We start from the raw sequence: 18,905 nt of genomic DNA on the forward strand, positions 1-18,905 counted from the left end.
ATACAGCAAAAAGCGCGCCCATTATTGGCAAAGCCTTCTAATCCGGCAAGCCCAGCGTGTGATCGGCCTGGAGAATCGTATTCAGGCACTGCTTATTCCTACAGATAACGGGACGAGTGTCCCACAAGGAAGCAGGCGGGAGAAACAGCGGGTAGACGCGTAACAGGTCGATATATCCCGGCCGGAAAGCAAGAAGCTGATCGTGCAGATGCTCAGCGACCGCATGCAGCCGGGACGCAGAGCGTCCCGAGAGGCATTCCCACGCGGAGCACTCATCGTTATACACAAGTCCGTCTCGACACTGATCGTGCCCATCGCTGCGCGTGGGCATGCCTCCCGTGACGCTCCGCGTCACAAATGGCACAGACTGAGAATTCAGTAAGCCGAGCGCATGACGTGGATAACGCTGGAGCTTGGGCACACATCTGCGCCACATTCCAGAGCGGACGCGGAGCGTCCTGGGAGGCATTCCCACGCAGAGCGTAGGAACAATCATCATCGTATTCCTCCAGGAGGACTTGTGTATGACGCCGAGCGCGGAGCGTGAGGAACGATCAGCGGGGTATCAGACAGTGATGATCGTGCGGTTGACGCAGGCGTGGCGGACGCGGAGCGTCCCGAGAGGCATTCCCACGCCGGAGCGTGGGAATGATCGGTGGGGCATCAGGCAGCGAGTTATCAGGCAGCGCTCATGGTCTTGTGGGTTTCGATCAAGTGCTGGACAACACCTGGATCAGCCAGGGTGGAGATGTCGCCCAAAGCGTCGTACTCACCGGTTGCGATCTTGCGCAGGATGCGGCGCATGATCTTGCCCGAGCGGGTTTTCGGCAGGCCCGGCGCCCACTGGATGAAGTCAGGCGAGGCAATCGGACCGATCTCCTTGCGCACCCAGTTGCGCAGTTCGATGCGCAGCGCTTCATCTGCCGTTTCACCGGCGTTGAGCGTGACGTACACGTAGATGCCCTGCCCTTTCAGATCATGCGGCACACCGACCACAGCCGCTTCGGCGACTTTCGGGTGCGCGACCATCGCGCTTTCGATCTCGGCAGTCCCCATGCGGTGGCCGGACACGTTGAGCACGTCGTCCACGCGACCGGTGATCCAGTAGTAACCGTCTTCGTCGCGACGCGCACCGTCACCGGTGAAGTACATGCCACGAAACGTCTTGAAGTAGGTGTCGACGAAGCGGTCGTGATCGCCATACAGCGAACGCGACTGACCCGGCCAGGAATCGAGAATCACCAGATTACCTTCGGCCGCGCCCTCGATCAGGTTGCCCAGATTGTCCACCAGCGCCGGAATCACGCCGAAGAACGGACGTGTTGCCGAACCCGGTTTGAGCGCGGTCGCACCCGGCAGCGGGCTGATCAGAATGCCGCCGGTTTCGGTCTGCCACCAGGTGTCGACGATCGGGCAGTTTTTCTTGCCCACGGTGTCGTAGTACCAGCCCCAGGCCTCAGGGTTGATCGGCTCGCCGACCGAACCCAGCAGACGCAGGCTGGAACCGTCAGCGCCCTCAACCGAACGCGTACCCTCGGCCATCATGGCGCGAATGGCGGTCGGTGCGGTGTAGAGGATGTTGACCTTGTGCTTGTCGATGATCTTCGACACGCGGGTGATGTCCGGGTAGTTCGGCACACCTTCGAACAGCAGCGTGGTCGCGCCGTTGGCCAGCGGGCCGTAGACGATGTAGCTGTGGCCGGTGACCCAGCCCACGTCTGCCGTGCACCAGTAGATCTCGCCCGGTTTGTAGTCGAACACGCGTTCGTGAGTCAGTGCCGCGTAGAGCAAATAACCGGCGGTCGTGTGCAGCACGCCCTTGGGCTTGCCGGTGGAACCGGAGGTGTAAAGGATGAACAGGGATTCTTCAGCGCCCATTTCCTTCGGCGCGCAGGTGCTTGATGCCACTTCCAGCAACGCGTGGTACCAGATGTCGCGGTGACGGTTCCACTCGATCTCACCGCCAGTGCGCTTGCAGACAATGACTTTCTGCACGCTGCTGGTTTCAGGGTTGGTCAGCGCACGGTCGACGTTGGCCTTGAGCGGGGTTTTCTTGCCGCCACGCAGACCTTCGTCAGCGGTGATGACAACCTTGGAACTGCAATCGATGATGCGGCCGGCCAGCGCTTCCGGCGAGAAGCCGCCGAACACCACCGAGTGGATCGCTCCGATCCGGGCGCACGCCAGCATGGCGACCACAGCCTCGGGGATCATGGGCATATAGATAGTCACGACGTCACCACGGTGCACGTCCTGACCGCGCAGGGCGTTGGCGAACTTGCAGACTTCGGCGTGCAGTTCGCGGTAGGTGATTTCACGGTGTTCGGAAGGATCGTCACCTTCCCAGATGATCGCAATGCTGTCGCCGCGCTCTTCCAGATGACGGTCCAGGCAGTTGTAGGCCACGTTCAGCGTGCCGTCGGCGAACCATTTGATGTCGACGCGGTGATCGTCGAAGGAAGTCTGTTTGACGTTTGTGAAGGGTTTGATCCAGTCGAGGCGCTTGGCCTGCTCACGCCAGAAACCATCGGGGTTGACCACCGACTGCTGGTACATGGCCTTGTAGGTTGCCTCATCCGTCAGCGTGTTCGCTGCGACTTCTGGGCGGACGGGGTACAGGGAAGCTGCACTCATCTTGGTTACCTCGGTGGATAGTTGTTGTTTTATGAGTCCGTTGTATCCCGACCTACCTTACAGGACCATTCGACGTTGGTCTTACCGGCCGGGGCCGCTTCGTCCACGCCTGCACACATGCCATGACCGCAGGCGCCATAAACGGATTGTTACCGTTTCGATAAAAAGGCTTATCAAAAGCCTTTATATATGTCGAGCGGCGAGAAGCCTAGAATCACTTTCGCCAACATGGCAAACACCAACAGCCCCCACACAGGCACGGTTCAAATCACTCACAATGTTTCCTGAATTCAATTATTCGTCAGGCGCATTCGCTCGCACTCAAGAAGGTAAACAGCAATGAAAGCTTCATTCGCGATTCTGGCACTTTGCGGTCTCAGCACATTGGCCATGGCCGAAGAATCGCAAACCAAGGTCGCCGCGCAACAGGCACGCGTCGAGGAATATAAATACGGCACTCACCTGGATATCGCCAGGGTCATTTCCACCAGCCAGATCCCCAATGTCTGTCAGGTCGTCCCGGCCCGCATGGTCTATGAAGACTCGCAGGGCAAGCAGCACATCATGAGTTATCAGGTGATGGGTAACGGGTGCAGCAACGGCTGACACAGGCTTGATTGGCGCGACGCCTCGCAGATTATTGTGCAGATAACGATGCGAGGCGCCTCCTGAAACGCTTACATGAGGCGCAGGGCTTTCAAACAACACTCGCGCTATTCACTGTGCTTGCCCACTTCATATTCACGCAACTTGTTGGCAATGGTTGTATGTGAAACACCCAGTCTTTTACCCAATTGCCGGCTGCTGGGATAGTGCGCGTAAAGTTGCTCGAGCACCGACTTCTCGAAACGCCCGACAATGGCTTCAAGTCCCCCATCCAGAGAAACATCGGTCAGTGTCTGCCGCACGCCGTAATCGGGCAGCCGGATATGTTCGGCCTGCACCTGACCGCCTTCGCACAACGAAACAGCCTGAAACAACACATTCTCCAGCTGCCGCACATTGCCCGGCCAGTGATACTGGCTGAGTCGTTTCATGGCGGCAGGCGCAATTCCCGGCAAAGCGCAACCAATCTGGCGACTGGCCTGATCGAGAAAGTGCTCGACCAGAGGCGTCAGGCCATCCAGGCACTCGCGCAGCGGCGGGATGTGCAGGGTCAGCACGTTGAGCCGGTGGTAAAGGTCCTGCCGAAAAACACCCTGGGCGCAGAGTTCGGACAGATCGACTTGCGTCGAGCACATCACGCGTACATCCAGATACATGTCCTCATCGCTGCCCACGCGGCGAAAGCAGCCATCCTGAATGAAGCGCAGCAACTTGGCCTGCATACGGGCGCTCAGTTCGCCGACGCCATCGAGAAACAGCGTGCCGCCCGCCGTCAGTTCCAGCAGACCCAGCCGCCCTTCCACGCGCGCGCCTTCGAACGCACCGGGGTCGTAGCCGAACAATTCGGTCTCGGCCATGGATTCGGACAGTCCCGCGCAATTCAGCGCCATCATCGGCGACTGGCCGCGTGGGCTCGACAGATGACAGGCGCGGGCCAGCAGTTCCTTGCCGGTTCCGGTCTCGCCTTCGATCAACAGCGGTGCATCCAGCGGCGCCATGCGGCGCGCTTCACGCACCACGGCGGCCATGACCTTCGAACTCTGAAAGATACTGTCGAAGCCGCGCAGCTCCTGCTTGCGCACGTGATAGATGCGCTCGCCTACCCGGTCCGCCCGGTGCAGCGTCAACACTGCGCCCGCCATCGCCTCGCTGTCATCATGCTCCGACTGCAACGGCGCGATGTCCGCCAGAAACACATCACCGCGCACCTTGATGCGCAATCCATTGATCCGCGACTTGTTGGCGCGCACCAGCGCGGGCAGGTCGAAATCCTCGGCATAGCGCGACAGCGGAATGCCCGGCACTTCATCGACCCGCACGCCCAGCAACTGGGCCGCTGCCCGGTTCGCAGCCACAATGGCACCGGCCATGTCGATGGACAGCACCGGAAATTCCAGCGCGCCCAGCAAGGCATTCAGCTCCATATGGCGTCGTTCGCTGGGCATCAATCCGACGCGTTTGACGCCGAATACCCCGGTAATCGCCTCGAACCGGGGACGCAAGGCCTGGAACTGCATGTTGATCAGGTTCGGGCAGTGCAGGTAAATCGCATCGCCATGCTCACCGCCCACCTCGCCCCTGGCCACGTTGACCCCGTAGGCAACCAGCAGGTCGAGAATGTCGCGAAGAATGCCGATGCGATTCTGACAATGGACCTTGATGCGCATGGATGCTCGTTCCTCGGGGCGTGTTTTTTGTCGTAGCACGAAGTCTACCGTCAAGAATACGTGACAGCCCAGCGCAATGAAGGGCTCTCAGGACCACGATTCGCTTGACCGACAAAGCATTCGTAAAGTTTTCGTTACGCTTGAGCGCGCAAATTACCGAGGCCGCACGAAGCAGCCCGATGACCTTGCGCAAGATTCGCGCTATTTCTGGGTCATCGCGCTTTGCACAGAAAGCAGCCCCATAACAACAACAGCGCTCTTCAGGAGACCAGCATGGCCCAGACGCACTACGTAGCGCGTGAGCCCGACGCAGAGGGCTTCATCGATTACCCGGCCGCCGAACACGCGGTGTGGAACACGCTGATCACTCGCCAGATGAAAGTCATCGAAGGCCGTGCCTGTCAGGAATATCTGGATGGCATCGAGCAGCTTGGCCTGCCCCACGACCGGATTCCACAACTGGGCGAAATCAACAAGGTGCTGGAAGCGACTACCGGCTGGCAGGTCGAACGCGTGCCCGCGCTGATTCCGTTCCAGACCTTTTTCGAACTGCTGGCCAGCAAGCGCTTCCCTGTCGCGACGTTCATTCGCACTGAAGAAGAACTGGACTACCTGCAGGAACCCGACATCTTTCACGAGATCTTCGGTCACTGCCCGCTGCTGACCAATCCCTGGTTCGCCGAATTCACCCACACCTACGGCAAGCTCGGCCTGAGCGCGACCAAGGAACAGCGGGTGTATCTGGCCCGCCTGTACTGGATGACCATCGAGTTCGGCCTGGTGGACACGCCACAGGGACGCAAAATCTACGGCGGCGGCATCCTGTCTTCACCCAAGGAAGCGGTGTACAGCCTGTCATCGGAGCCCGAGCATCAGCCGTTCGACCCGCTCGAAGCGATGCGCACGCCTTATCGCATCGACATCCTGCAACCGGTGTACTTTGTTCTGCCCGACCTCAAGCGCCTGTTCGATCTGGCGCAGGAAGACATCATGGGGCTGGTCGAACGCGGTATGCAGATGGGTCTGCATGCGCCAAAATTTCCGCCCAAACCTAAAAACCACGCGGCCTGATCGCCTGATCGGCAGCCACGCGTCATAAGGATCCTGTTCATGACTACACTCAACCAAGCCCACTGCGAAGCCTGCCGTGCCGACGCGCCACAAGTCAGCGAAGCCGAGCTGCCTGAACTGCTCAGGCAGATTCCGGACTGGAACATCGAAGTGCGCGACAGCGTCATGCAGCTGGAGAAAGTCTTCCTGTTCAAGAATTTCAAGTTTGCCCTGGCCTTCACCAACGCTGTCGGCGAAATCGCCGAAGCTGAAGGTCATCATCCGGGTCTGCTGACCGAATGGGGCAAAGTGACCGTAACCTGGTGGAGCCACTCGATCAAAGGGCTGCACCGCAATGACTTCATCATGGCCGCCCGCACCGACGAGGTGGCCAAAGACGCCGAGGGACGCAAATAATGCATTTCAGGGACATCCAGCGTGTACCGGGCGATCCGATTCTGGGTCTGATCGAGGCTTACGCCAATGATGCGAACCCCGACAAGTTCGACCTGGGCGTGGGTGTCTACAAGGATTCACAAGGCCAGACGCCGGTGCCGCGTGCCGTGAAAGCGGCGGAACAGCGGCTGGTCGACCGGCAGATGACCAAAACCTACATCGGCAGCCACGGTGATCCGCACTTCGGCACGCTGATCAGCGAGCTGGTGCTGGGTGGCGACTCACCGCTCATCAAGGCAAAGCGTGCAGGCGCTACCCAGACACCGGGCGGTACCGGCGCGTTGCGTCTGGCAGCAGACTTCATCGGTCAGTGCCTGCCCGGCAAGGGTATCTGGCTGAGCGACCCGACATGGCCGCTGCATGAAACGATCTTCAACAAGGTTGGCCTGAAGGTCGGCCATTACCCTTACGTGGGTAGCGATAACCGGCTGAACGTCGATGGCATGCTCGACGCCCTGCGTCAGGTTCCGCAAGGCGATGTGGTGTTGCTGCATGCCTGCTGTCACAACCCGACCGGTTTTGACCTGTCTCACGATGACTGGCGTGAAGTGCTGAAGATCGTGCAGAGCCGCGAGCTGTTGCCCTTGATCGACTTCGCTTATCAGGGCTTTGGTGACGGGCTTGAAGAAGACGCCTGGGCGGTTCGTCTGTTCGCCGACGCACTGCCGGAACTGCTGATCACCAGCTCGTGCTCAAAGAACTTTGGCCTGTACCGCGAGCGCACCGGCGCGTTGATCGTCTGCACCGACGAGACGCAAAAGCTGCTGGATGTGCGCAGTCAGCTGGCAAGCATCGCGCGTAATCTCTGGTCGAACCCACCCGATCACGGTGCTGCCGTGGTAGCCGAGATTCTGGGAGATCCCGAGCTGAAAAGCCTGTGGGCCGACGAGGTTGAAGAGATGCGTCAACGCGTGGCGCAACTGCGCAGCGGACTGGTCGAAGCTCTGACGCCGCTGGGACTGGGCGAGCGCTTTGCTCACATTGCACAGCAGCGCGGAATGTTTTCCTACACCGGCATCACCGGCGAACAGGTCACCAGACTGCGTGAGGAGCAAAGCGTGTACATGGTCAATGACGGACGAGCCAACATGGCCGGTATCGATGCCCGCCGTCTGGATCAGCTGGCGCAGGCGATTGCGGCGGTGTGTAAAGGGTAAAGGGCGCCTCTCGCTTCTGATCGGCAAACACCTGCGGGAGGCGCCATCACGTCTTCGACGTGGCGCTGTCGCGCTGCAAACACCGGAGTGTGGGAGGCGGCTTGCCGGCGATGCGGTTTTTCAGGCGCATCATCAGCGACTGATGACGCCATCGCCGGCAAGCCGCCTCCCACAATTTGTCGTTCACTGAGGTACTGGTCTAAGACAGAAAGATATCCGCCCCAACCTCATCGATAGCAGTGAGCCACCCAATAAAGGCCTATTGCCAGCCAACTCGCCAAAGACAGTAAAATCCTTTTTTTGTTTCGCCACTCAGTCAATCAGTTGAAAAAAATATCGGGATTGTCATTTTCAGTGGGGTATCCTGCGCATGCTTTTTTAAAGCACGGTTCTATCTGCAACCCCTTGCGAGGAGCGATGACGATGCATGAAATCCCTAACTTCCCACCAGGCCAACAGGAACCAAAGCAGTCGACTCTGGCTCAACAGGAGCTTGGTCAACCTGCCGCAATGAAAGCTGCACCCTCGGCTCAAGACAGCCAGAAAGCCCGAAGCAAAGACTGAAGGCGATTGTTTTCAGGCGTATCGAAAAACGGTTCTGCCGATTTTCAATACGCCTGGAAAACCAGCGAGAGGCACACGGACACACCCATGAGCGATTTCACCGAAACACAGGCCAGCGCACTGATCGGCACTGCTGAAAAAATGATCGAGATCTGGTCGCGCCTGAGCCCGGAAAAGCAGCAAGCCCTGCTGGCCCGCTTCGGCACCCAGGAAAATGCTTTGGCTGCACTGGTGACCACGCATTTGGTTGCACCTTCCGTCGCCTGATCTGCTCTTCAATTTAGCAGCACACTCCCCCTGCCCTACAGATTTATTGCAATCTGTTACCAGCATCGTCCGATGCGCCGTATGATGATCACATCGAGAGCTTGCTAAGGATTTTCCGCGCACGCTTTTCAATTGCACCGTTTGAACGCCACACGTCCACTTCATGATCAGAATGAAACCTCTCTCCATGCCCGAGACAAAAACTGCTGCACCGCAAACCCCGATGGCCATCACGCTGACGGTGGTTTCCATCGTCATGTTCACCTTCATTGGCTATCTGAACATCGGCATTCCGCTGGCGGTTTTGCCCGGTTATGTCCACAGCGACCTGGGTTTTGGCGCAGTGATAGCCGGTCTCGTCATCAGTGTGCAGTACCTCGCCACCGTCATCAGTCGCCCTTGGGCGAGCCGAATCATCGATAACCTGGGCAGCAAGAAAGCCGTGCAGATAGGCCTGGCCGGGTGCGGCGTGAGTGGTGTGTTCATGCTGGTGCCCGTCTGGCTGCAGGCGTGGCCGATGGCGAGTCTGGTGGTACTGCTGATCGGTCGGGTGATTCTGGGCAGCGCGGAAAGTCTGGTGGGTTCGGGCTCGATTGGCTGGGGCATCGGCCGAGTCGGCGCACAGAACACCGCCAAGGTGATTTCCTGGAACGGCATCGCCAGTTATGGCGCGCTGGCTATCGGTGCGCCACTCGGCGTCTGGATGGTGAAAGAGCTGGGCCTGTGGACAGTCGGTGTGAGCATCATGCTGTTGTGCGCGACAGGGCTGCTGTTGACCTGGAAGAAACCCGGTGCACCCATCGTGCACGGCGAACGCCTGCCGTTCATGCATGTGCTGGGACGTGTCTTTCCCCATGGCATGGGGCTGGCACTGGGCGGGATCGGCTTCGGCACCATCGCGACCTTCATTACCCTGTACTACGCCAGCAATCAATGGCCAAACGCCGCACTGTGCCTGACCCTGTTCGGTGCCAGCTTTATCACGGCACGTTTGCTGTTCGGCAATCTGATCAATCGGCTGGGCGGTTTTCGCGTGGCGATTGCGTGCCTGTCGGTCGAAACGCTGGGCCTATTGTTTCTGTGGATGGCACCCACACCTGGCCTGGCGCTGGCCGGTGCAGCATTGACGGGGTTCGGCTTTTCGCTGGTGTTTCCGGCGCTGGGCGTCGAGGCGGTCAATCTGGTGCCAGCGTCCAGCCGTGGCGCGGCGGTGGGTGCCTATTCGCTGTTCATTGATCTGTCGCTGGGCATCACCGGGCCGCTGGCCGGGGCAATTGCCGCCGGTTTCGGCTTTGTTTCGATCTTCCTGTTCGCCGCGCTCGCGTCGCTGAGCGGGCTGGGCCTGAGCATTTACATGTATCGTCAGGCACAGGCCCTGAGGCAGCGACAGGCAGATTGATTGCGCTTCAGCTGGCCTTGGGCTTCTTCTTGCCCAGCAGGTGCGAGAACACGGCCTGCAGATCATCCGAACTCGCGTCTTCGTCCAGGTTGAGTTTGCTGTCGATGTGGTCCATGTGGTGCATCATCAACTCGACCGCCAGCGCCGCATCCCGCGCCTCGATCGCATCGATCAACTGGTTGTGCTCATCGTAGGAACAGTGCGTGCGGTTGCCGGTTTCGTATTGGGCAATGATCAGTGAAGTCTGGGAAACCAGGCTGCGCTGGAAGCTGATCAGCGGCGCATTTCGGGCCGCAACGGCCAGTTGCAGGTGGAACTCGCCGGACAGACGAATGCCCGCACCTCGATCCCCTCGGGAAAAACTGTCGCGCTCATCGCTCACCATCTGGCGCAACTGCGCGAGCTGCGCGACCGTGGCGTGCTCGACAGCCAGCTCGGTGATGGCCTTTTCCACCAGGCGCCGGGCGAAGAACACCTGACGGGCTTCCTCGACGCTGGGACTGGCGACCACGGCACCACGATTGGGGCGCAGCAGCACGACGCCTTCATGACCCAGACGCGACAAGGCGCGGCGGATGATGGTGCGACTCACACCGAAAATCTCGCCCAGTGCCTCTTCGCTCAGCCGGGTGCCCGGCGCCAGACGCTGCTCAAGGATGGCGTCGAAGATGTGCGCGTAAACAATATCGTCCTGAGTCAGGCTGCTTCCAGCCTTGGCAGGTCGCGTCGGTTTCTTGAGAGGCAGGGACTGATCGTTCATAGGCACTCGAGCGCGGATGGATGACGGCGTCGCAACGCGCGCATTGTACACAGGGCAAAACCGGAAAGGCGTGCTCACGTCTGGCGACTGAACGGCGCCCAGAAAAAAGCCCGCAGTGTGCGCGGGCAAGCGAGTATCAGCTGCCCCGGTACGTCGAGTAGCTGTAGGGCGAGATTAACAGTGGCACATGGAAGTGGGCCTGACCTGCGTCAATGCCAAAGCGCAACACCACCACATCGAGAAAGGCCGGCTCGTTGAGCACCGCGCCTCTTGCCCGGTAGTAATCGCCCGCGTGGAAATGCAGCTGGTAAACGCCGGATCGATACTCATCGTCCTGCAGCAACGGTGCGTCGCAGCGACCGTCGCTGTTGGTGACGGCGCTGGCAACCTTGAGCATCTGTTCACCTTCAATGCGGTAGAGCTCGATGACGATGGACGCACCTGGACAGCCATGCGCGGCATCCAGAACGTGTGTGGTCAATTTTCCCAAGGCGCTGCTCCTTGTCGTGATCGTTGCGACGATACCGCACCAACAAGGTGCTCGTCGGGGCGCTGTTGTCAGCGATTAAGACACTTTTCGAAAATCCTGTACACGCTCGGCCCGAAACCATAGAGCCTTGAACGCGCCAATCCGGCCGAATTGCTTTGAAATCAGTGAAGCGAAGGAAATCAATCAGGTTTTTCTGATTAAGCTGACCAGTCAGGCAGGTTTCTTGCTTGTTTCTTGCTTGTAGAGATCCTGCAGATTTTCGCACCGTAGTCATCGCGGTTGATGACAGGGAGCGAGGTTACAATTTCAAAAATAAATTGTATACAATCCTTGCACTGCGGGCGCCCTGCCTTTACCCGCACCCGACCTGATTTCACGCCTATCGCCAATAAGGAAGCCAGCAGTGAGCGCCGACTACCCCCGCGACCTGATCGGATATGGAAACAACCCGCCTCACCCTCGCTGGCCGGGCAATGCGCGTATCGCGCTGTCGTTCGTGCTGAACTACGAGGAAGGCGGCGAGCGCAATATCCTGCATGGTGACAAGGAATCCGAAGCGTTTCTCTCCGAAATGGTCGCCGCGCAACCGCTGCAGGGCCAGCGCAACATGAGCATGGAATCGCTCTACGAATATGGCAGCCGCGCGGGCGTGTGGCGCATTCTCAAGCTGTTCAAACAGTTCGATATCCCGTTGACGATCTTTGCCGTGGCGATGGCCGCGCAGCGTCACCCGGACGTGATCCGCGCCATGGTCGCCGATGGCCACGAGATCTGCAGCCACGGTTATCGCTGGATCGACTACCAGAACATGGACGAGGCCCAGGAGCGCGAACACATGCGCCAGGCGATCCGCATCCTCACCGAAATCAGCGGCGAGCGTCCATTGGGCTGGTACACCGGGCGCACCGGCCCGAACACCCGGCGGCTGGTGATGGAGGAAGGCGGTTTTCTCTACGACTGCGACACCTACGACGACGATCTTCCGTACTGGGAACCGAACAACCCGACCGGCAAACCGCATCTGGTGATCCCTTACACGCTGGACACCAACGATATGCGCTTCACCCAAGTGCAGGGTTTCAACAACGGTGAACAGTTCTTCCAGTACCTCAAGGATGCGTTCGACGTGCTGTACGCTGAAGGTGAAGAGGCACCGAAAATGCTCTCCATTGGTCTGCACTGCCGCCTGATCGGCCGCCCTGCCCGCCTTGCCGCACTCAAACGGTTCATCGAATACGTCAAAGGCCATGAGCAGGTGTGGTTCACGCGCCGCGTCGACATCGCCCGTCACTGGCACGCCGAGCATCCGTTCACGGCCGAGGCGACGCAATGACCGACTTTTCAGGTTTTGCCCCGTCGATAATGGGCCGCGACGCGTTCATCGCCGCCTTCGGCGATATTTACGAACATTCCCCCTGGGTCGCGCAGCAGGCTTACGACCAAGGGACGCTGGCGGCGCTGGATCAGATTGAAACCCTGCATAAGCGCATGAGCGACATCCTGCTTGGCGCCACGCAGGCGCAACAACTGGCACTGATCAACGCTCACCCGGACTTGGCCGGCAAGGCCGCCGTTCAGGGCGAATTGACCGAGGCCAGCAGCAATGAACAGGCAGGCGCAGGCATCCACCTCTGCACGCCGGAAGAGTTTCAGCGCTTCACCGAGTTGAATGAGGCTTACAAGGCCCGCTTCGGCTTTCCGTTCATCATGGCGGTCAAGGGCAGCGACAGGCACAAGATACTGGCGGCGTTCGAACAACGTCTCCACCACTCGCCGGAGGCCGAGTTCGCTTGCGCCCTGGCCGAGATCAACAAAATCGCACTGTTCCGTTTGCAGGCGCTTCAGGCGCCGCGCTCATCCAACGTTTAGAAGGCAGACAAGAAGCATGAAAGTTTACGCCGCACCGTTCGAGAAGTTCGTGAACCTGGCTGACGCGCGTCTGGGCACGAAGGTTCTGTCCGTGACCGACGACTGGTTCGCCGATGCCAACCGCCTGTTCCAGCCGACGCCTGCGGTCTGGAAGGAAGGCGTGTTCGACGACAACGGCAAGTGGATGGACGGCTGGGAATCGCGCCGCAAACGCTTCGAAGGTTACGACAGCGCGGTCATTCGCCTGGGCGTGGCGGGCACCATCAAGGGCGTGGACATCGATACCTCGTTCTTCACCGGCAACTTCCCGCCGTCCGCCTCGCTGGAAGCCTGCTTTCTGGCCTCGGGTGAGCCGGACGAAAACACGGCATGGACCGAAGTGCTGCCGTCAGTGGAGTTGAAAGGCAACAGTCATCACTACCACGAAATCAGCCACGACCAACCGTTCAGCCACCTGCGCTTCAACATCTATCCGGACGGCGGCGTGGCACGCCTGCGCGTGCATGGCGTGCCGCATCGCGACTGGACCACAGTCGGTGATGGCGAGCAGATCGATCTGGTGGCAGCGCTCAATGGCGGCCGTTCGATTGCCTGCTCGGACGAGCACTACGGCAGCATGAGCAACATTCTCAATCCGGGCCGTGGCGTGAACATGGGTGACGGCTGGGAAACCGCCCGCCGCCGCACGCCGGGCAATGACTGGGTGATCGTGGCGCTGGGGCATCCGGGCGAAGTCGAGAAAGTCATCGTCGACACCCTGCACTTCAAAGGCAACTACCCGGACAGCTGCTCGATCCAGGGTGCGTTCGTTAAAGGCGGCACCGACAGCCAGATCGAAACCCAGAGCCTGTTCTGGCGCGAACTGCTGCCCAGCCAGAAACTGACCATGCACGCCGAGCACGAATTTGCCGAGCAGGTCAAAGCCATCGGACCGATCACCCACATCCGCCTGAACGTGTTCCCGGATGGCGGCGTCAGCCGGTTGCGGTTGCTGGGCAAAGTGTCGCGGTAAGCTTCAGCGTTGAGAGAGTGCCCGATTGAATGCATACCTCGTGGGAGGCGGCTTGCCGGCGATGGCGTCAGTTCAGTCACTGATGTGTTGCTTTCAAAAAAGGCATCGCCGGCAAGCCGCCTCCCACAGTGCGTTGGTTGCAGCAAGATGTGTATATAACGATGTGCACCTGGCGTGTGCATTCAGGCGGTGGCGCTCTGCGTCACATTACGAAGCGGTGTTATCACGCAGAGCGTGGGAACGGATCATCACACTGAGAACAGAAGAACCTGCATGCGCAAACTGATAATCGAGCCGTTGACCAAGGAAGCCTTTGCGCCGTTCGGTGATGTGATCGAAACCGATGGCAGCGATCACTTCATGATCAACAACGGTTCGACCATGCGCTTTCATCGTCTGGCGGAGGTTGAGACCGCGCAGCCGGACGACAAGGCGATCATCAGCATCTTCCGCGCCGAGGCGCTGCCGATGCCGTTGACCATCACCATGCTGGAGCGTCATCCGCAGGGCAGTCAGGCGTTCATACCGCTGCTCGGCAACCCTTTTCTGATCGTGGTCGCGCCACTTGGCGATGCGCCTGAATCAGAGCTGACCCGTGCCTTCGTCTCCAACGGCAGGCAGGGTATCAATTACCATCGCGGCGTCTGGCACCATCCGGTGCTGACGATCGAAAAGCGGGATGATTTCCTGGTGGTTGATCGCAGTGGAACCGGCAATAACTGCGATGAGCATTACTTTGCAGAGCACCAGTTGCTGGTGCTCGATCCCGACTCCCAGGAAGGGCCTGAGCACCCGTGAAGTGGTGACAGGTATTTAGGTAAGCACCGTGGCTGCACATTTGATGGAATGGCTGAATCTGGGCATACGCTGGATTCACATGATTGTGGGCGTCGCCTGGATCGGCGCATCGTTCTACTTCGTCTGGCTGGAAAACAACCTCAACCGCAAGAACCCGCGTGACGGGCTTTCGGGTGATCTGTGGGCCATCCATGGGGGTGGCATCTATCACCTGGAGAAGTACAAGCTCGCCCCGCCGACCATGCCGGAGAACCTGCACTGGTTCAAATGGGAAGCCTATTCGACCTGGCTGTCGGGCGTGGCCCTGTTGTGCGTGGTGTTTTACGCCAATCCGACGTTGTACCTGCTGGCACCGGGCAGCAGCCTGTCGGGCGCGGAAGGCGTGCACATCGGGCTGGGTTCATTGTTCGTCGGCTGGTTCATCTACAGTTTTCTGTGCGACTCGGCACTGGGCAAACGCCCTGCCCTGCTGGGCCTGATCCTGTTCATTCTGCTGGTCGCAGCAGCGTACGGCTTCAGCAAGGTGTTCAGCGGTCGCGGCGCGTACCTGCATGTCGGGGCGATCATGGGCACCATCATGGTCGGCAACGTGTTCCGCATCATCATGCCGGCGCAACGCGCGCTCGTCGCCGCCATCGCTGAAAACCGCACGCCGGACCCGAGCCTGCCGGCCAAGGGGCTGCTGCGTTCACGGCACAACAACTACTTCACCCTGCCCGTGCTGTTCATCATGATCAGCAATCACTTTCCGAGCACCTACGGCAGTGAATACAACTGGCTGATTCTGGCAGGCATCGCCCTGCTGGCGGTGCTGGTACGTCATTATTTCAATACCCGGCATGACAGCCATCGCTTCGCCTGGACACTGCCGGTGGCCGCGCTGGGCATGCTTTGCCTGGCGTACGTCACCGGCCCCGCGCAGCCGCCGCAGGCGACGAAGATTGTCTACCAACCGTTGCCCGGAACGGCCGTGGGTGGGCATCGCGCCGATGAGAAGCCGCCTGAGCCGGTCGCAGCACCTGCCCAGCCGGAAACACCCAAGGTTGCGGGTGCAGGTTTCAGTCAGGTCCACGACGTGATTCGGCAGCGCTGCACGGTCTGCCACTCGGCCAGCCCCACCAGCCAGTTGTTCAGCGTCGCACCTGCCGGGGTGATGTTCGATACGCCGCAGCAGATTCAGCAGCAGGCGCAACGGATCAAGGCCCAGGCCGTCAGCTCACCGATCATGCCGCTGGGCAATATCACGCAGATGACCCAACAGGAGCGCGACCTGGTCGGTGCCTGGATTGATCAGGGTGCGAAGCTGAATTGATTCACCCGGGCGGCCCTCTGCGCGACGGCCGCCCCGTTTTCGCTCCAGCCGCCCTGCGCTGGAGCACTTGAGCGGGATGGCGCGAGCCAGTATCCTCCGCCGCCGCTGCAAAACAGGCCGATAACGGACTGCTTTATCCAAGTCGATTGCACATCCCTGCCAGCAGGCTGTGCATTCCAGCGCCTGGAATTCCAGAAAACAACCAAAACCGACATAAAAGTGGCGGTTTTCGTATTACGTCGGCTTTTTTTCAGCGATTGGCGCAGCTCTTGCTAACTAGTGGAAGTTGACCAAACAGACAAATTATTACACCCCCGGACAAGGTGCCATTCAGAGCGCCGGTCTGCTCGACCATGATCTTACTCAAGGGATACACCGAATGAACCGCACACTTTCCAGCGTGTTACTGGCCAGCAGTCTGCTGGCCGCTGCACCCGCCATGGCCGGGGATATCTTCCAGTGGCAGAGCAACAGCCTGACCTATCTGAATGGACGGGACTTTACCGTCAACCCGGAGATACAACAGACCTTCACCTTCGAACATGCGGACAGCTGGAAATACGGCGACAACTTTCTATTCGTCGACAAGATCTTCTACAACGGCAAGAAAGATGCGAACGCGGGCGATAACACCTACTACGGCGAAATCTCTCCGCGCCTGTCGATGGGCAAGATCTTTGGACAAAAGTTCGAGTTCGGACCTATCACCGATGTGCTGCTGGCTGCCACTTATGAATTTGGCGAAGGCGATAACGAGTCCTACCTGATCGGTCCTGCGTTCGACCTGAAGATCCCGGGCTTCGATTATTTCCAGCTCAACTTCTACCAGCGCCACACCGAAGGCAATCGTCCGGGCGATGGCGTATGGCAGATCACACCGGTGTGGTCGTACACCATTCCAGTGGGAAAATCGGATGTGTTGATCGACGGTTTCATGGACTGGGTGGTCGATAACGACGAGACGTCGCGCGGCACTTACCACTCCAACCTGCACTTCAACCCACAGATCAAATACGACCTGGGCAAGGCACTCAACTACCCGGAGCGGCAACTGTATGTGGGTATCGAGTATGACTACTGGACCAACAAATACGGCATCAAGGACACCGGCTCGTTCGACACCGACCAGAACACCGCGAGCCTGCTGGTGAAAGTGTTCTTCTGATAGCCCGCCGGGACGCAGAGCGTCCTGAGCGGCATTCCCACGCGGAGCATGGGAACGATCAATCGTTATACATAAGTCCGCCTCGACACTGATCGTGCCCACGCTCTGCGCTCGGCGTTATACACAAGTCCGACTCAACACTGATCGTGCCCATCGCTCCGCGTGGGCATGCTGCCCGTGACGCTCCGCGTCACAAATGGCACAGATTGCGGATTCAGTGAGCCGAGTGCCCGGCTCATGTCACCTTTGCGCCCTTACGGCGCGCTACTTTGAGGGACCAAAGTAGCCAAAGTCCTTTGCTCCGGTTCCGGCCCCGGCTTCGCCGGGGTTCCTTCGTCCTGACACTGATTCGGGGGTCGCCACAAATGAGCCATCCCTGGCTCAGTGCGGCTCAATCGGCATCCATGCCGATTGCCCCCCGAATCAGCGCCAGAACTCAGCCTTCACCCACGTCGCGATCTGCGGTGTTCATGCCATCGCGCTACAAAAGCACGTCAGTGCCGCTNCTTCACTGGATAGCCAGATGACTTGTGTATAACGATGAGCGCGGAGCATGGGAACGATCAACGCGCCGATCGTGCCTACGCTCTGCGTGGTATGCAGCCCGGGACGCTCCGCGTCCCATTGGCACTCCATGCCCGATCAAGGCTACGCCCGCGCAGCCTTCCACGCCTTGCCCGCGAACGTGACGATCACCACCAGTACCGCACCAGCAATGATGCCTGCAACGGCGTCGATCAGCGTTGGAATGATCACTGACAATCCACCCACCGCACCCGCGGCGCTTGCCGTCACGCCTTCTACCCAATGGTGGGCAAATGGCAGGCCGTGGACCAGGATCCCGCCACCGACCATGAACATGGCTGCCGTGCCGAGAATCGACAGCAGTTTCATCAACACCGGTGCCAGCCACAGCAGGCCAGCGCCGAGTTTCTGTGCGAACGAACTGGCGCTCTTCTTCAGATACAGACCCAGGTCATCCAGCTTCACGATACCGGCCACCAGGCCGTAGACGCCGACCGTGATCAGCACCGCCACGATAACCAGCACGCCGACCTGATCCATGAACGGCCGCGCCGCCACCACACCCAGTGCCAGCACGATGATTTCCGCCGAAAGGATGAAGTCAGTACGAATCGCGCCTTTGATACGCTCTTTCTCGAACGCCACCATGTCCACCGACGCATCGGTCGTGGCCTGCTTGCGCTGCTCGTGTTCGTCGGCGCCTTCCTTGTGCAGCCATTTGTGCGCGATTTTCTCAAAGCCTTCGAAGCACAGAAACGCACCGCCGATCATCAACAGCGGCAGGATTGCCCAAGGGGCGAAGGCGCTGATCAATAGCGCAGCAGGCACCAGAATCGCCTTGTTGAGCAATGAACCCTTGGCAACCGCCCAGACCACCGGCAATTCGCGGTCGGCCGACACGCCAGTCACCTGTTGCGCATTGAGCGCCAGATCATCACCCAGCACACCTGCGGTTTTCTTGGTAGCCAGCGCCACGTCATCCAACAGGGTGGCAATATCGTCAAGCAGGGTAAGCAAGCTTCCAGCAGCCAAAATCAAAGTCCTTGAGCAAGTAAAAAAACAAAACGGCGCGTATTGAATCACAGGCTACAGTCAGTCACATCACTCTGACTCGCAACATGCGGGAACGTTTGGTCGCATGCCCTCAAGTCTGGTGCCTTACAGCAATTATTTC

The 18,905-nt window shown here is 59.4% G+C and carries 17 protein-coding genes; 12 read left to right on the plus strand and 5 right to left on the minus strand.

Annotated features, from left to right (window positions below):
* Positions 1-678: 678 nt before the first annotated feature.
* Positions 679-2,634 carry an acetate--CoA ligase gene (gene acs, locus AO065_RS21235; RefSeq protein ID WP_004888094.1) on the minus strand — a complete coding sequence of 652 codons (1,956 nt, stop codon included), beginning with the start codon at positions 2,632-2,634 and terminating at the stop codon, positions 679-681.
* Positions 2,635-2,973: 339 nt separating this feature from the next.
* Here acs and AO065_RS21240 point away from each other — a divergent pair, with 339 nt between their 5' ends.
* Complete coding sequence (locus tag AO065_RS21240) at positions 2,974-3,240, plus strand: DUF2790 domain-containing protein (protein ID WP_004888097.1); 267 nt, start codon at positions 2,974-2,976, stop codon at positions 3,238-3,240.
* A gap of 107 nt (positions 3,241-3,347) precedes the next feature.
* Here the strand turns inward: AO065_RS21240 and AO065_RS21245 are convergent, their stop codons facing one another.
* The gene (locus AO065_RS21245; protein WP_004888098.1) at positions 3,348-4,907 is read right to left on the minus strand and encodes a sigma-54-dependent phenylalanine hydroxylase transcriptional regulator PhhR; all 1,560 of its coding nucleotides are present in this window, start codon (positions 4,905-4,907) and stop codon (positions 3,348-3,350) included.
* A gap of 273 nt (positions 4,908-5,180) precedes the next feature.
* On the opposite strand from AO065_RS21245, the gene phhA reads away from it, so the two are divergent.
* The 5 genes from phhA to AO065_RS21270 all read left to right on the plus strand — a co-directional run bounded on the left by phhA (position 5,181) and on the right by AO065_RS21270 (position 9,800).
* Positions 5,181-5,978 (plus strand): phenylalanine 4-monooxygenase, encoded by a 798-nt coding sequence (phhA, locus tag AO065_RS21250; protein ID WP_004888099.1) that lies wholly within the window; start codon positions 5,181-5,183, stop codon positions 5,976-5,978.
* 39 nt (positions 5,979-6,017) lie between these two features.
* Positions 6,018-6,374, plus strand: coding sequence for a 4a-hydroxytetrahydrobiopterin dehydratase (locus tag AO065_RS21255; RefSeq protein ID WP_004888104.1), 357 nt, complete (start codon positions 6,018-6,020; stop codon positions 6,372-6,374).
* On the plus strand, positions 6,374-7,570 hold the full coding sequence (locus AO065_RS21260; RefSeq protein WP_004888106.1) for an amino acid aminotransferase: 1,197 nt from the start codon (positions 6,374-6,376) through the stop codon (positions 7,568-7,570). Before AO065_RS21255 ends, AO065_RS21260 begins: the two co-directional genes overlap by 1 nt.
* Before the next feature lie 651 nt (positions 7,571-8,221).
* Complete coding sequence (locus tag AO065_RS21265) at positions 8,222-8,401, plus strand: hypothetical protein (protein ID WP_004888107.1); 180 nt, start codon at positions 8,222-8,224, stop codon at positions 8,399-8,401.
* Between the two features lie 187 nt (positions 8,402-8,588).
* The gene (locus tag AO065_RS21270) at positions 8,589-9,800 is read left to right on the plus strand and encodes an MFS transporter (protein ID WP_004888108.1); all 1,212 of its coding nucleotides are present in this window, start codon (positions 8,589-8,591) and stop codon (positions 9,798-9,800) included.
* Between the two features lie 7 nt (positions 9,801-9,807).
* Here the strand turns inward: AO065_RS21270 and AO065_RS21275 are convergent, their stop codons facing one another.
* Positions 9,808-10,560, minus strand: coding sequence for a GntR family transcriptional regulator (locus AO065_RS21275; protein WP_004888109.1), 753 nt, complete (start codon positions 10,558-10,560; stop codon positions 9,808-9,810).
* Positions 10,561-10,696: 136 nt separating this feature from the next.
* Entirely contained in the window at positions 10,697-11,050 is a 354-nt protein-coding gene (gene uraH / locus AO065_RS21280; protein WP_004888112.1) for a hydroxyisourate hydrolase, read from the minus strand.
* A gap of 403 nt (positions 11,051-11,453) precedes the next feature.
* Here uraH and puuE point away from each other — a divergent pair, with 403 nt between their 5' ends.
* The 6 genes from puuE (at position 11,454) to AO065_RS21310 (ending at position 17,206) form a co-directional block, all read left to right on the plus strand.
* Positions 11,454-12,383 (plus strand): allantoinase PuuE, encoded by a 930-nt coding sequence (gene puuE / locus AO065_RS21285; RefSeq protein WP_004888113.1) that lies wholly within the window; start codon positions 11,454-11,456, stop codon positions 12,381-12,383.
* Positions 12,380-12,919 (plus strand): 2-oxo-4-hydroxy-4-carboxy-5-ureidoimidazoline decarboxylase, encoded by a 540-nt coding sequence (uraD, locus tag AO065_RS21290; protein WP_004888115.1) that lies wholly within the window; start codon positions 12,380-12,382, stop codon positions 12,917-12,919. The genes puuE and uraD overlap by 4 nt, the downstream gene beginning before the upstream one ends.
* 16 nt (positions 12,920-12,935) lie before the next feature.
* A complete protein-coding gene (gene alc, locus AO065_RS21295; protein WP_004888116.1) occupies positions 12,936-13,931 on the plus strand; it encodes an allantoicase in 996 nt (331 codons plus the stop codon).
* A gap of 273 nt (positions 13,932-14,204) precedes the next feature.
* On the plus strand, positions 14,205-14,729 hold the full coding sequence (locus AO065_RS21300; RefSeq protein WP_004888117.1) for an ureidoglycolate lyase: 525 nt from the start codon (positions 14,205-14,207) through the stop codon (positions 14,727-14,729).
* 28 nt (positions 14,730-14,757) lie between these two features.
* Positions 14,758-16,041 (plus strand): urate hydroxylase PuuD, encoded by a 1,284-nt coding sequence (locus AO065_RS21305; protein ID WP_004888119.1) that lies wholly within the window; start codon positions 14,758-14,760, stop codon positions 16,039-16,041.
* 379 nt (positions 16,042-16,420) lie between these two features.
* Entirely contained in the window at positions 16,421-17,206 is a 786-nt protein-coding gene (locus tag AO065_RS21310; protein ID WP_004888121.1) for an outer membrane protein OmpK, read from the plus strand.
* Positions 17,207-17,854: 648 nt separating this feature from the next.
* Here the strand turns inward: AO065_RS21310 and AO065_RS21315 are convergent.
* On the minus strand, positions 17,855-18,763 hold the full coding sequence (locus AO065_RS21315; RefSeq protein WP_004886651.1) for a DUF808 domain-containing protein: 909 nt from the start codon (positions 18,761-18,763) through the stop codon (positions 17,855-17,857).
* Between the last annotated feature and the right edge of the window lie 142 nt (positions 18,764-18,905).

Origin of the sequence: Pseudomonas viridiflava (assembly GCF_001642795.1) — a bacterium.
GTDB classification, from domain to species: domain Bacteria; phylum Pseudomonadota; class Gammaproteobacteria; order Pseudomonadales; family Pseudomonadaceae; genus Aquipseudomonas; species Aquipseudomonas viridiflava.

What these genes read in the sequence shown, in the direction of transcription:
- acs (WP_004888094.1), bottom strand. Translation starts at nt 2,634, where the DNA reads ATGAGTGCAGCTTCCCTGTACCCCGTCCGCCCAGAAGTCGCAGCGAAC.
- AO065_RS21240 (WP_004888097.1), top strand. Translation starts at nt 2,974, where the DNA reads ATGAAAGCTTCATTCGCGATTCTGGCACTTTGCGGTCTCAGCACATTG.
- AO065_RS21245 (WP_004888098.1), bottom strand. Translation starts at nt 4,907, where the DNA reads ATGCGCATCAAGGTCCATTGTCAGAATCGCATCGGCATTCTTCGCGAC.
- phhA (WP_004888099.1), top strand. Translation starts at nt 5,181, where the DNA reads ATGGCCCAGACGCACTACGTAGCGCGTGAGCCCGACGCAGAGGGCTTC.
- AO065_RS21255 (WP_004888104.1), top strand. Translation starts at nt 6,018, where the DNA reads ATGACTACACTCAACCAAGCCCACTGCGAAGCCTGCCGTGCCGACGCG.
- AO065_RS21260 (WP_004888106.1), top strand. Translation starts at nt 6,374, where the DNA reads ATGCATTTCAGGGACATCCAGCGTGTACCGGGCGATCCGATTCTGGGT.
- AO065_RS21265 (WP_004888107.1), top strand. Translation starts at nt 8,222, where the DNA reads ATGAGCGATTTCACCGAAACACAGGCCAGCGCACTGATCGGCACTGCT.
- AO065_RS21270 (WP_004888108.1), top strand. Translation starts at nt 8,589, where the DNA reads ATGCCCGAGACAAAAACTGCTGCACCGCAAACCCCGATGGCCATCACG.
- AO065_RS21275 (WP_004888109.1), bottom strand. Translation starts at nt 10,560, where the DNA reads ATGAACGATCAGTCCCTGCCTCTCAAGAAACCGACGCGACCTGCCAAG.
- uraD (WP_004888115.1), top strand. Translation starts at nt 12,380, where the DNA reads ATGACCGACTTTTCAGGTTTTGCCCCGTCGATAATGGGCCGCGACGCG.
- alc (WP_004888116.1), top strand. Translation starts at nt 12,936, where the DNA reads ATGAAAGTTTACGCCGCACCGTTCGAGAAGTTCGTGAACCTGGCTGAC.
- AO065_RS21300 (WP_004888117.1), top strand. Translation starts at nt 14,205, where the DNA reads ATGCGCAAACTGATAATCGAGCCGTTGACCAAGGAAGCCTTTGCGCCG.
- AO065_RS21310 (WP_004888121.1), top strand. Translation starts at nt 16,421, where the DNA reads ATGAACCGCACACTTTCCAGCGTGTTACTGGCCAGCAGTCTGCTGGCC.